This is a genomic window from Kitasatospora sp. CMC57 (assembly GCF_045866025.2).
Classification (GTDB): domain Bacteria; phylum Actinomycetota; class Actinomycetes; order Streptomycetales; family Streptomycetaceae; genus Kitasatospora.
Genome location: NZ_AP035881.2, coordinates 2,763,293 through 2,776,511, shown reverse-complemented (window position 1 = coordinate 2,776,511; position 13,219 = coordinate 2,763,293). Strand labels below are relative to the sequence as shown.

Below are 13,219 nucleotides of genomic sequence, written 5' to 3'. Positions count from 1 at the left end.
CGGGGCCGCTGGTCCGTGGCCTTGGCGTCGTCCGCGGCGAAGTCGCAGCGGCAGGCCACTGGGGACCCGGGACGACCACGGGCCCCGCCCGCCGCCGGAGCGGAGGACGGGGCCCGTGGCCACCGGACGGAGCGTCAGATCGCGAAGATCTCGTCGAGCAGCGCCTGCTGCTCGGCACCGTGCCGCTTGGCCGAACCGACCGCCGGGGCGGACGAGGCGGTGCGGGCGACCCGGCGCAGGCGGGCGGCGCCGGCGCTGCGGCCCACGACGACCTGGAGGTGGTCCACCAGGTTCATCGCGATGAACGGCCAGGCACCCTGGTTGGCCGGCTCCTCCTGCGCCCAGACGAACTGGACGTTGTCGCCGTACTTGGCCAGCTCCTCCTGGAGCTCGGCCACCGGCAGCGGGTAGAGCCTCTCGACCCGGACGATCGCGGTGTCGGTGACCCCGCGCTCGGTACGGGCCGCCTCGACGTCGTAGTAGAACTTGCCGGCCGTGATGACCACCTTGCGGACGTTCGCCGGGTCGACGGTGGTGTCACCGATGACCGGACGGAACGAGCCCGAGGTGAACTCCGAGGTGGCCGAGGCCGCCGCCTTCAGACGCAGCATCGACTTCGGGGTGAAGACGATCAGCGGCTTGTGGTGCGGGTTGTGCGCCTGCCAGCGCAGCAGGTGGAAGTAGTTCGACGGCAGGGTCGGCATCGCGACCGTCATGTTGTCCTGCGCGCACATCTGCAGGAAACGCTCCGGACGCGCGGACGAGTGGTCCGGGCCCTGGCCCTCGTAGCCGTGCGGAAGCAGCAGGGTGACGCCCGAGTGCTGGCCCCACTTCTGCTCGGCGGAGGCGATGTACTCGTCGACCATGGTCTGCGCGCCGTTGACGAAGTCGCCGAACTGCGCCTCCCACATGACCAGCGCGTTCGGCCGGGTCAGCGAGTAGCCGTACTCGAAGCCCATCGCCGCGTACTCGCTGAGCAGCGAGTCGTAGACGGTGTAGCGGGCCTGGTCCTCCGTCAGGTACAGCAGCGGGGTGTAGTCCTCGCCGGTGACCCGGTCGATCAGCACCGCGTGGCGCTGGCCGAAGGTGCCGCGGCGGCTGTCCTGGCCGGCCAGCCGGACCGGGTGACCCTCCATCAGCAGCGAGCCGATGGCGAGCGTCTCGCCCATGGCCCAGTCGATGGTGTTGTCCTCGACCGAGGCGGTGCGGCGCTGCAGCTGCGGCAGCAGGCGCGGGTGCACCGTCAGCCACTCCGGCAGGTTGCTCTGCGAGGCGGCGATCCGCTTGACCATCTCCTCGGAGATGCCGGTCTGGATGTTGACCGGGAAGTCCGCCTGCGGCTTGCCGTTGGCGGCCGGGGCCTGCGCCGAGGCCGCGTCGCGGACCTCGGAGAAGACCTTCTCCAGCTGGCCCTGGAAGTCCTGGAGCGCCTGCTCCGCCTCTTCCATGGTGATGTCGCCGCGACCGATCAGGCCCTCGGTGTAGAGCTTGCGCACCGAGCGCTTCTTGTCGATCAGGTCGTACATCAGCGGCTGGGTGAACGACGGGTTGTCAGCCTCGTTGTGACCGCGACGGCGGTAGCAGATGAGGTCGATCACGACGTCCTTGTGGAACTCCTGACGGAACTCGAAGGCCAGCCGCGCGACGCGGACCACGGCCTCCGGGTCGTCGCCGTTCACGTGGAAGATCGGCGCCTCGATCATCCGCGCCACGTCGGTGCAGTACATCGACGAGCGGCTGCTGGCCGGGGCGGCGGTGAAGCCGACCTGGTTGTTGACCACCAGGTGGATGGTGCCACCGGTGCGGTAGCCGCGCAGCTGCGACATGTTCAGGGTCTCCGCGACGACGCCCTGGCCGGCGAAGGCCGCGTCACCGTGGATCTGGATCGGCAGCACCGGGAAGGTGGTGCCGCCCTGGTCCAGCACGTCCTGCTTGGCGCGGACGATGCCCTCGACCACCGGGTCGACGGCCTCCAGGTGCGAGGGGTTGGCGGCCAGCGAGACCTTGATGGTCTCCCCGTCCAGACCGGTGAAGGTCCCCTCGGAGCCCAGGTGGTACTTGACGTCGCCGGAGCCGTGCATCGACTTGGGGTCGAGGTTGCCCTCGAACTCGCCGAAGATCTTGCCGTACGGCTTGCCGACGATGTTCGCCAGCACGTTCAGCCGGCCGCGGTGGGCCATGCCGATCACGGCCTCGTCGAGACGGTGCTCGGCCGCCGCGTCGATGGTCGCGTCCAGCAGCGGGATGAGCGACTCGCCGCCCTCCAGCGAGAAGCGCTTCTGGCCGACGTACTTCGTCTGCAGGAAGGTCTCGAAGGCCTCGGCCGAGTTCAGTCGGCGCAGGATACGCAGCTGCTCCTCGCGCTCCGGCTTGGTGTACGGCTTCTCCAGGCGCTCCTGCAGCCACTTGCGCTGCTTCGGGTCCTGGATGTGCATGTACTCGATGCCGACGGTGCGGCAGTACGTGTTGCGCAGCAGGCCGAGGATGTCGCGGAGCTTCATCATCTTCTGGCCGCCGAAGCCGCCGACCGCGAACTCGCGCTCCAGGTCCCACAGCGTCAGCCCGTGCTGGACCACGTCCAGGTCGGGGTGCTTGCGCTGCTTGTACTCCAGCGGGTCGGTGTCGGCCATCAGGTGACCGCGGACCCGGTAGGAGTGGATCAGCTCCATGACGCGCGCGGTCTTGTTGACCTCGTCGTCGTGGGTGGTGGCGACGTCGGTGGCCCAGCGGACCGGCTCGTACGGGATCCGCAGCGACTCGAAGACATCGTCGTAGAAGTTGTGCTCGCCGAGCAGCAGCTGGTGGATCGTGCGCAGGAACTCGCCCGAGGCCGCGCCCTGGATGACCCGGTGGTCGTAGGTCGAGGTCAGGGTCATGATCTTGGAGATGCCCAGCTTGGCCAGGGTGTCCGGGGACGAACCCTGGAACTCGGCCGGGTACTCCATCGCGCCGACGCCGACGATGGTGCCCTGGTTCTGCATCAGGCGCGGCACGGAGTGCACGGTGCCGATGCCGCCCGGGTTGGTCAGTGAGACGGTGACACCGGTGAAGTCGTCCATCGTCAGCTTGTTGGCGCGGGCCCGGCGGACGATGTCCTCGTACGCCTGCCAGAAGCCGAGGAAGTCGAGCGTCTCGGCCTTCTTGATGGCCGCGACGACGAGTTGGCGGTCGCCGTTCGGCTTCACCAGGTCGATGGCGAGGCCGAGGTTCACGTGCTCGGGCTTGACCAGGTAGGACTTGCCGTCCTCCACCTTGTAGCTGTGGTTCATCCCGGGGCTGGCCTTGATGGCCTGCACCAGGGCGTACCCGATCAGGTGGGTGAAGGAGACCTTGCCGCCACGGGCGCGCTGCAGGTGGTTGTTGATGACGATGCGGTTGTCGATCAACAGCTTGGCCGGCACGGCGCGCACCGACGTCGCCGTCGGGACCTCCAGGGAGGCGTCCATGTTGGTGGCCACGGCCTTGGAGGGGCCGCGCAGCGGGATCAGCTCGGGGCCCGACCCCGCGACCGGCGCGGCAGCGGCCGCAGGGGCCGCCTTCGGCGCGGGCGGCGCGGCCGGAGCGGCTGCCAGTGGCGCGGGCGCCGACTGGACCGGCGCGGCCACGGGGGCGGCGGCCGGTGCAGCGGGGGCGGGCGCCGCCTGAACAGCAGCAGGGGCAGGGGCGGCAACGGCGGTCGGCGTGGGGCCGACCTGGGTCGCGGCCTGGGTCACTGGAGTCACCTCGGTACCGGGCTTGTAGTCGGCGAAAAAGTCCCACCAGGCTCGGTCTACCGAGTTCGGATCCTGGAGGTACTGCTGGTAGATCTCGTCGACGAGCCACTCGTTGGGGCCGAAGCCAGTGGAGCTTGCCGAGCTGACGGGGGTTTCAGGGTGTGGCGACACGGGGCAACCGCCCTCTTCCGCTTCCTTTTGGGATGGTGGACAGCGGGGATTAAGGCTACGCCTACGATCACTGATCGCGCAGTCCTCCTGGGCCAGGCGTCACCCAGATCACAGTGCCGGCCGGTGGTTTGGCTGAAACTGTGCGTTAGAAAGTTCCAACGACGGGGAAGCGATCGCTTCCCTGAACGGTGGAAATCCCCTCATACAAGGACATTATTGCAGGTCAGTGCAGGCGCGCTGGACCAGCTGCAGTCCCCGCTGCGGGAATGTCCCAGTTCGGTGACAACTCCTGGTCGGACGGTACCCCGCCGGGCAGCGTGACCACGATCCGGCAGCCCCTGGCGGTCTCGGCCACGCCGATCCGCCCGCCGTGCAGATCCACCGCCCAGCGGGCGATCGCCAGCCCCAGGCCGGTGCCGCCGTCGCTGCCGGGGCCGAGCGCGGTGGCCGTGCCGCTGCGGCCGAACCGCTCGAAGACCCGCCCGCGGTCCTGCTCGGGGATGCCGGGCCCCTCGTCCTCGACCTCCAACTGCAGGGCGCCCGGGCCCTCGCCCGCCATCGCACGCACCGTCACGGTGCCGCCGATGGGGGAGTGCTTGCAGGCGTTGTCGACCAGGTTGGCCACCACCTGGTGCAGTCGTTCGGGATCGGCCACCGCGGCCAGCGCGGGCGGGCGGACCTCCAGCGCCAACCGGACGTCCTCGCGCCGCCCGTACGCGCCGCCGGCGGTCGCGCCGTCCACGGTGAGCCCGCGCAGCACGCCGTCCAGGAACGGGCGGACCTCGAAGCTGCGGGCGTCCAGCGGCACCACGCCGTCGTCCAGCTTGGACAGGTCGAGCAGGTGGCTGACCAGGCGTCCGAGCCGCTCGGTCTGCTCCAGCGCGGCACCGAGGGTCTTCGGATTGGGCTGGACCACGCCGTCCACCACGTTCTCCAGGACGGCGCGCAGCGCGGCGATCGGTGTGCGCAGCTCGTGCGAGACGTTGGCGATCAGCTCGCGGCGGTGCCGGTCGGCGGCCTCCAGGTCACCGGCCATCCGGTTGAAGGTGGTGGCCAGCTCGCCGATCTCGTCCCGGGAGGTCACCACCACCCGGCTGCTGTAGTCGCCCTCGGCCATGGCCCGGGCGGCGGCGGTCATGTCGCGCAGGGGCGCGGTCAGACCGTGGGCCAGGAGCTGCATGAAGAGCAAGGAGGCGATCATCGAGAAGATCATGATGATCCGGATCTGGGTCTCGGACCGGATCGCGACCACCACCATCAGGCTGGCCAGGAAGACCGAGACGATCACCAGCAGGGTCAGCTTGCCCTTGATCGAACGGACCGGGTCCAGTGGTCTGATGTCGGCCCAGAGCCGAGTCGCGGCCCGGCTGGCCAGGCCGCGGCGGGCCGGATCGTTCGCACTGCGCGGTGCGCCGTTGCGTTGCTGTGGAAAGGTCATGTCGCCTCTGCGTCGTCCCCCGCGAGACTCGCCGGTCGTGCTGACGAAGCGTGGGCCCCCCGGTGGCCCTGCTCCGTGCGCGACTAGGAGAGCGGTGCTTCCAGGGCGTACCCGACGCCGTGGACGGTTCTGATCCAGCTGGCACCGATCTTCCGGCGCAGCGCCTTGACGTGGCTGTCCACCGTGCGGGTGCCCGAGGCGTCGGTCCAGTCCCAGACCTCGGCGAGCAGCTGCTCCCGGGTCAGCACCGCTCGCGGCTGGGCGGCCAGGCAGGCCAGCAGGTCGAACTCGGTCGGCGTCAGGTGGACGTCGCCACTGCCGATCCTGACCCGGCGCTGCACGTGGTCGATCTCCAGCTCACCGAACCGGAGGCTGCCCAGGGCCGGTGTGCGGGCGGCCTGCTGGGCCCGCTCGACCCGGCGCAGCAGCACGTTCACCCGCGCCGCGAGCTCGCGCATCGAGAACGGCTTGGTCATGTAGTCGTCGGCACCGACCCCGAGGCCGACCAGCAGGTCGGTCTCGTCGTCGCGGGCCGTCAGCATCAGCACCGGCACCGGGCGCTGGGCCTGGATCCGACGGCAGACCTCCAGGCCGTCGAAGCCGGGAAGCATCACGTCCAGCACCACCAGGTCGGGCTGCCAGGTGTGGAAGCCGTCGACCGCGCCGGGGCCGTCGTGCGCCACCGCGACCTTGAACCCCTCGGCACCGAGCCGGGCCGCGATGGACTCCGCGATGGTGGGCTCGTCCTCGACGACGAGTACTCGTCGCTGAGTGCTCACCGCAGTGCTGCTGTTGATGGTCTCTTGCTGAATTTCAGTCACGGTCACGCCACCGCCCCCAGGGCTGCGGCCCGGCTGCCTGTGGGGACAGCGGGGTCCGCTCGTAGTCGTCTTGTCTCCGTCGTGACGGACCTGTGTCAGGCCCGCCCGGGTCACCCGGACCGTCCGCCGAGGTCTCGGGTTCCGAAGGGATGCACGGGTGTGGTCCGTGCACCGCTCGGCACTGTTCGCAGCGTACGGACACCGCGAGCATCCCGGCAGGTGAACCGGGTGGAACCGGCCTGTGGGCCGGTGCCGGTCCTGCCGGGGGTGAGGCACGGGGCGATACCTTACCCGGCGAAAATATCGCCCGTAACGGTGCGTATGCCGTCGAAGGGATGGCAGACTCCTCAGGACAACGGCTGCTTGTCCGTAAACAAAGGGATGGTCCGGACCAAGGGGTGTGCTGGTTCGAACCATGTTCACAGCGGATTCACAGCGCGCTCCCAGGACTGCGAAGTACCGTGAGCACGACAAGTCACATGGTGACACGAGTCGGGTGGTGGGTGGAATGGCGGATCTGCGGTCACGGTTGCGCAGTTTCGTGCCCACGCCCCGCCGCAACCCCTTCGCACTCGGGTACCTCGCCGTGCTGCTGGCCACCACGCTGTACGCCCGGGTCGGCGATCCGGAGCTGGTGCACCGGCTCCAGGCGTTCTCCAGTTCCGATGCCCACAACCTGCTCGACCACCCGGTCCGGGCGCTGCTCCTGAGCGGGCTCTGGGTGGCCGGGCCGGTCTGGATGCCGTACTTCTGGGCCTTCGCCCTCACCGTCGCGCCGCTGGAGCGCCGGATCGGCGCCGCGCGCACGGTCGGCGTGCTGGCCGCCGGGCACGTGCTGGCCACCCTGCTCTCGCAGGCGGCGGTCGGGCTCGCGGTCTCCACCGGCCGGCTCGCCCCCGGGGCGCTGGACAGTGTCGACATCGGTGTCAGTTACGGCGTACTGGCCAGTTTGGGCGCGCTGGCGTCGCTGCTGCCGGGGCGTGCCCGCCCGCTGGTGCTGGCCGGGGCGGCCACCATGACGGGCTACCAGTTCCTCTCCGAGACCGAGCTCGTCAGCCGGGTCGGCCACCCGTCCGCGCTGCTGATCGGCGTGGCCGTCGGGCACTTGCTGCGCGGGGGCGGGGGGCGGCTCCCGGTCCGTCGCCTGGTCCGCCGGCTGGCGCCCTCGCGGGCCTGAGTCCGGCTCGGCCCCCGCTGATCGCTCAGGGCGAACAGTGGCGGGGGAACAATCGACCGGTGCCAAACCTTAGTCAGGTCAACTCAACTTCACTGACTGGGGAGAGATCATGGCATCGACGTCCACACCGCTCGCTCTGCCCGTGCTGCCGCTCGACGACGAGGTGGTCCTGCCCGGCATGGTGGTCCCGTTGGACCTGTCGGACACCGAGGTGCGGGCCGCTGTCGACGCAGCCAGGGCCGGTGTCGGCGGCGGGGCCAAGCCCCAGGTGCTGCTGGTGCCGAGGCTGGACGGCTCGTACGGGGCGGTCGGCACGCTGGCCACCGTCGAACAGGTCGGCCGGCTGGCCGACGGCGACCCGGCGGCCCTGGTCCGGGCCGTCCGCCGGGTCCGGATCGGCGCCGGGACGACCGGTCCGGGGGCGGCGCTCTGGGTGGAGACCGGGCCGTTCCGCGAGTCCGACCCCGGGCTGCCGGTTGCCGGGCGGGCCGCAGAGCTGGTGAAGGAGTACAAGGCGCTCTCCACCCAGTGGCTGCGCAAGCGCGGCGCCTGGCAGATCGTCGACCGGGTGGCCCAGATCGAGGACGTCGGTGAGCTGGCCGACAACATCGGCTACGCCCCCTTCGCCACCACCGAGCAGAAGCTCAAGGTGCTGCTGGAGGCCGACCAGCTGACCCGGCTCGAGTACGCGCTCACCCTGCTCCGCGACCACCTCGCCGAGGAAGAGGTCAACGACACCATCCGCAAGGACGTCGAGGAGGGCGTGGCCAAGCAGCAGAAGGAGTTCCTGCTCCGCCGTCAGCTGGACGCCGTCCGCAAGGAGCTGGCCGAGCTGAACGGCGACCCGGCCGACGAGGAGGACGACTACCGGGCCAGGGTCGAGGCGGCCGGGCTCCCTACGAGGGTCCGCGAGGCGGCCCTCAAGGAGGTCGACAAGCTGGAGCGCTCCTCCGACCAGTCGCCCGAGGGCTCCTGGATCCGCACCTGGCTGGACACCGTGCTCGAACTGCCGTGGAACACGCGGACCGACGATGCGTACGACATCGCGGGTGCCCGCGCGGTGCTGGACGCCGACCACGCCGGGCTGGGCGACGTGAAGGACCGGATCGTCGAGTACCTGGCGGTCCGCAAGCGGCGGGCCGACCAGGGCCTCGGCTCGGTGGGCGGGCGCCGTGCGGGTGCGGTGCTGGCGCTGGTCGGGCCGCCCGGGGTGGGCAAGACCTCGCTCGGCGAGTCCGTGGCGCGGGCGATGGGGCGCGAGTTCGTCCGGGTGGCGCTCGGCGGTGTACGGGACGAGGCGGAGATCCGCGGGCACCGGCGCACGTACGTCGGCGCGCTCCCCGGGCGCATCGTGCGGGCGATCAAGGAAGCCGGTTCGATGAACCCGGTGGTGCTGCTGGACGAGATCGACAAGGTCGGCTCGGACTACCGGGGCGACCCGGCGGCCGCCCTGCTCGAGGTGCTCGACCCGGCGCAGAACCACACCTTCCGGGACCACTACCTGGAGGTCGAGCTCGACCTCTCCGACGTGGTGTTCCTCGCCACCGCCAACGTGCTGGAGTCCATCCCCGAGCCGCTGCTCGACCGGATGGAGCTGGTCAGGCTGGACGGGTACACCGAGGACGAGAAGGTCGTCATCGCCCGCGACCACCTGCTGCCGCGCCAGCTGGAGCGGGCCGGGCTGACGGCGGGTGAGGTGACGGTCGACGAGAGCGCGCTGCGGAAGCTGGCCGGGGAGTACACCCGGGAGGCCGGCGTCCGGAACCTGGAGCGGTCGATCGCCCGGGTGCTGCGGAAGATCGCGGCACAGAGCGAACTCGGCGAGCGCGAACTGCCCGCCGCGATCGGTCCGGACGAGCTGCGCGCGCTGATCGGGCGCCCGCACCACACCCCCGAGGCGGCCCAGGAGCCGGAAGAGCGGCGCACCGCCGTGCCCGGTGTGGCGACCGGCCTGGCCGTGACCGGCGCCGGAGGCGACGTGCTCTACATCGAAGCCTCGCTGGCGGACGCGGAGACCGGTTCCACCGGCCTGACGCTGACCGGGCAGCTGGGCGACGTGATGAAGGAGTCGGCGCACATCGCCCTCTCCTACCTGCGGTCGCGCGGCGCCGAGCTGGAGCTGCCGGTGACCGGGCTGCGCGAGCGCGGCATCCACCTGCACGTCCCGGCCGGGGCCGTCCCCAAGGACGGGCCGAGCGCGGGCATCACCATGACCACCGCCCTGGCCTCGCTGCTCTCCGGCCGGAAGGTGCGGACGGACGTCGCGATGACCGGCGAGGTGTCGTTGACCGGGCGGGTGCTGCCGATCGGCGGCGTGAAGCAGAAGCTGCTCGCGGCCGACCGGGCCGGGGTCACCACGGTGATCATCCCCAAGCGCAACGAACCCGACCTGGACGACGTCCCGGCGGAGGTGCTCGCGCGGCTCACGGTGCACCCGGTGGCGGACGTGCGGGAGGTGCTGCGGTTGGCCCTGGAGCCGGCTGAGGTGCTGGTGGCCGCCGCGTAGGGCTGGTGCGGCCGCACGGGCCGTAGGGAACCGGCCGGCTACGGCCCGGGGGCCCGGACTCGCACGAGTCCGGGCCCCCGGCGTGTGCCGGGCCGGGGTGACGGGACAGATGCGTGCGAAACTGCCGAAATGCCGTCACCTACCCAACGGGTGCTGTCCCGGGTCCCGCTCCGGTTCCGGCCGTTCCTGGTCCGGTACCGCAGGCCGGTGAAGTTCCTGCTGGTGGGCGGGACGTGCTTCCTGCTCACGATGGGTCTCAACTACGGGCTGCGGCAGACCGTGTTCGCGGGGAAGCCGGTGGTCGCGCTGACCGTCGCGACCGTGGTCGCGACGGTCGTGTCGTACGTGCTGAACCGTCAGTGGTCGTTCCGGGCGTACGGGCGGCAGCGCGAGGCGGCGCTGTACCTGCTGGTCAGCGGGCTGGCGGTGCTGGTGAACGATGCGCCACTGGTGGTCTCCCGGTACCTGTTGGAGCTGCGGGAGCCGCACGTCACCGCGTCCGTCGAGGAGACCGCCGACTTCGTCAGCGGGATGATCGTCGGGACGTTCCTGGCGATGCTCTTCCGGTACTGGGCGATGAAGCGGTGGGTCTTCACCCGTCGGGCCGATCTGCTGCCCGCCGACCGGCCCCGGTCGGGGGCCGGTCGGTGACGGGTGGTCAGAGGCCGAGCAGGTGGTCCAGGGCGAGCTGGTCGAGCTGCTCGAAGGCCATGCCGCGCTTCGCGGCCGCCTCGACGTCGAAGTCCTCGAACGCGGAGCGGTCGGCGCGCAGGGCGGCGAGGCCGTCCTCGGCGGTCGGCCGGGCCAGCTGGTCCAGACGGGAGGCGGTCAGCGCGGCCCGGACGGCGGGGTCGCTCCGGAACGCGGCGGCCTTCTGCTTGAGGGCCAGGTAGTTGCGCATGCAGCCGGCCGCCGAGGCCCAGACGCCGTCGAGGTCCTCGGTGCGCGGCGGCTTGAAGTCGAAGTGCTTGGGGCCGTCGTAGCCCGCGCTCTCCAGCAGGTCCACCAGCCAGAACGCCTGGCGCAGGTCGCCCGCGCCGAAGCGCAGGTCCTGGTCGTACTTGATGCCGGACTGGCCGTTCAGGTCGATGTGGAAGAGCTTGCCGTGCCACAGCGCCTGCGCGATGCCGTGCGGGAAGTTCAGACCGGCCATCTGCTCGTGGCCGACCTCCGGGTTGAGGCCGACCCGGTCCGCGTACTCCAGCTCGTTGATGAAGGCCAGCGCGTGGCCGATGGTGGGCAGCAGGATGTCGCCGCGCGGCTCGTTCGGCTTGGGCTCGATCGCGAACCGGATGTCGTACCCCTGCTCGGTGACGTACTCGCCGAGCAGGTCGAACGCCTCCTTCAGCCGGTCCAGCGCGACCCGGACGTCCTTGGCGGCGCCGTGCTCGGAGCCCTCGCGGCCGCCCCAGGCGACGTAGGTGGTGGCGCCGAGCTCGGCCGCCAGGTCGATGTTGCGGATGGTCTTGCGCAGCGCGTACCGGCGCACGTCGCGGTCGTTGGCGGTGAACGCGCCGTCCTTGAAGACCGGGTGCGTGAACAGGTTCGTGGTGGCCATCGGCACCTTGAGGCCGGTGGTCTCCAGGGCCTGCCGGAACCGCTTCACGGCCTGGTCGCGGTCGGCCTCGCCGGAGCCGAACGGGATCAGGTCGTCGTCGTGGAAGGTCACGCCGTACGCGCCCAGCTCCGCCAGCCGGTGGACGGTCTCCACCGGGTCCAGGGCCGGACGGGTGGCGTCTCCGAACGGGTCGCGGCCCTGCCAGCCGACGGTCCACAGTCCGAAGGTGAACTTGTCCGCAGGGGTGGGGGTCAGAGTGCTCACGGTGGCCTCTCCTCTATTCGTCATGGCAGAAAACAAACTAGTATCCGGGCGCGCCACCGGGAAGAGGTGGCGGACGACTAACAAGGGCGGGCGGCATGGCGGCACGGCAGATCGCGATCGGGATCGACAGCTCCACCCAGGCGACCAAGGCCCTGGCCGTGGACGTCGCCACCGGTGAGCTCCTGGGCGAGGGACGGGCCCCGCACACCGTCCGGGGTACCGGCGGCGCACGGGAGAGCGACCCGGAGCAGTGGTGGCAGGCGCTGTGCACCGCCGTGGCCGCAACCGGTCACGCCGACCGGGCCGACGCCGTCTCGGTGGCGGGCCAGCAGCACGGCCTGGTGACCCTGGACGCGGCGGGCTCCCCGGTGCACCCGGCGATGCTCTGGAACGACACCCGTTCGGCGCCCGAAGCGGCCGCACTGGTCCAGGAGCTGGGACGGGACGAGTGGGCCCGCCGGGTCGGCAGCGTGCCCGGCGCCTCGTTCACGGTCACCAAGTGGGCCTGGTTGCGGGCCCAGGGGCTGACCTCGGGGGTCGCGGCGGTGCGGCTGCCGCACGAGTACCTCACCGAACGGCTCACCGGGAAGGCGGTGGCGGAGCCCTCGGACGCCTCGGGCACGGGGTGGTGGGGCCCTTCGGGGTACGACGCCGACATCCTGGAACTGGTCGGCCTGCCGTTCGGTCTGCTCCCCGAGGCCGCGGACCGGAACCCGAAGTCCCTGGCCGCGCACGCGGGCGCGGCGCACTCCACCGGGCCGCTGGCCTCCGGACGTGCCCTGGTGGCGGTCGGGGCCGGGGACAACGCGGCGGCCGCGCTCGGGCTCGGGCTGACGCCCGGTCAGGCGGTGGTCTCGCTCGGGACGTCCGGGACGGCCTACGCGCTCACCCGGGGACGCCCCACCGACCCGAGCGGCGTGGTGGCGGGGTTCGCGGCGGCTGACGGTACGCACTGGCTGCCGCTGGCCTGCACGCTCAACTGCACCCTCGCGGTGGACCGGCTGGCCGCCCTGCTCGGCCGGGACCGGGAGGCCGTCGAAGCGGGTGGCAGCGCCGTCGTGCTCCCGTTCCTGGACGGCGAGCGGACCCCCGACCTCCCGTACGCCTCGGGCCTGCTGCACGGCCTGCGCCACGACACCACCGGCGGCCAGCTGCTCCAGGCGGCGTACGACGGAGCCGCGTACGCCCTGCTGACCGCGCTCGACCAGGTGCTGGAGGCCGGTTCCGAGCCGCCGTCCGACGCGCCCCTGCTGCTGATCGGTGGCGGGGCCAGGGGCCGGGCCTGGCTGGAGACGGTCCGCCGGCTCTCCGGCCGCCCGGTCCAGCTGCCCGCCGCCACCGAGCTGGTGGCGCTCGGCGCCGCCGCCCAGGCCGCCGCCCTGCTGACCGGCGAGGAGCCGGCCGCCGTCGCCCGCCGCTGGCAGACCTCGGCGGGACCGGTGTTCGACCCCGTCCCCCGCGACCAGGAGACGCTGGACCGGATCGGTGTCACCCTGGCGGCCGCCGGGGGGTTGCTCGGGGCCTGAACGCCCGGGCCGTTACGCTGACGGATCGTCGCGCCGCGAGGACCG

Annotated in this window: 8 protein-coding genes; 4 read left to right on the top strand and 4 right to left on the bottom strand. The window is 71.5% G+C overall.

Features of this window, described 5'->3' with window-relative positions; genetic code table 11:
• Positions 1–134: 134 nt before the first annotated feature.
• From ACKUU6_RS12150 to ACKUU6_RS12140, 3 genes are all read right to left on the bottom strand, one after another.
• Positions 135–3,884 carry a multifunctional oxoglutarate decarboxylase/oxoglutarate dehydrogenase thiamine pyrophosphate-binding subunit/dihydrolipoyllysine-residue succinyltransferase subunit gene (locus ACKUU6_RS12150; RefSeq protein ID WP_407988516.1) on the bottom strand — a complete coding sequence of 1,250 codons (3,750 nt, stop codon included), beginning with the start codon at positions 3,882–3,884 and terminating at the stop codon, positions 135–137.
• A gap of 223 nt (positions 3,885–4,107) precedes the next feature.
• Positions 4,108–5,322 (bottom strand): sensor histidine kinase, encoded by a 1,215-nt coding sequence (locus ACKUU6_RS12145; protein WP_407988515.1) that lies wholly within the window; start codon positions 5,320–5,322, stop codon positions 4,108–4,110.
• Positions 5,323–5,405: 83 nt separating this feature from the next.
• A complete protein-coding gene (locus ACKUU6_RS12140) occupies positions 5,406–6,143 on the bottom strand; it encodes a response regulator transcription factor (RefSeq protein ID WP_184914369.1) in 738 nt (245 codons plus the stop codon).
• A 541-nt stretch (positions 6,144–6,684) separates the two neighbouring features.
• Here ACKUU6_RS12140 and ACKUU6_RS12135 point away from each other — a divergent pair.
• From ACKUU6_RS12135 to ACKUU6_RS12125, 3 genes are all read left to right on the top strand, one after another.
• Positions 6,685–7,320, top strand: coding sequence for a rhomboid-like protein (locus ACKUU6_RS12135; RefSeq protein ID WP_407988514.1), 636 nt, complete (start codon positions 6,685–6,687; stop codon positions 7,318–7,320).
• A 109-nt stretch (positions 7,321–7,429) separates the two neighbouring features.
• A complete protein-coding gene (gene lon, locus ACKUU6_RS12130) occupies positions 7,430–9,826 on the top strand; it encodes an endopeptidase La (protein WP_407988513.1) in 2,397 nt (798 codons plus the stop codon).
• A 129-nt stretch (positions 9,827–9,955) separates the two neighbouring features.
• Positions 9,956–10,477, top strand: a complete 522-nt coding sequence (locus tag ACKUU6_RS12125) for a GtrA family protein (RefSeq protein WP_407988512.1) — start codon at positions 9,956–9,958, stop codon at positions 10,475–10,477.
• A 7-nt stretch (positions 10,478–10,484) separates the two neighbouring features.
• Here the strand turns inward: ACKUU6_RS12125 and xylA are convergent, their stop codons facing one another.
• Positions 10,485–11,672 carry a xylose isomerase gene (gene xylA, locus ACKUU6_RS12120; RefSeq protein WP_407988511.1) on the bottom strand — a complete coding sequence of 396 codons (1,188 nt, stop codon included), beginning with the start codon at positions 11,670–11,672 and terminating at the stop codon, positions 10,485–10,487.
• A 71-nt stretch (positions 11,673–11,743) separates the two neighbouring features.
• Here xylA and xylB point away from each other — a divergent pair, with 71 nt between their 5' ends.
• Positions 11,744–13,174: a xylulokinase gene (xylB, locus tag ACKUU6_RS12115; protein ID WP_407988510.1), complete on the top strand. Its 1,431-nt coding sequence runs from the start codon at positions 11,744–11,746 to the stop codon at positions 13,172–13,174.
• Positions 13,175–13,219: the final 45 nt, after the last annotated feature.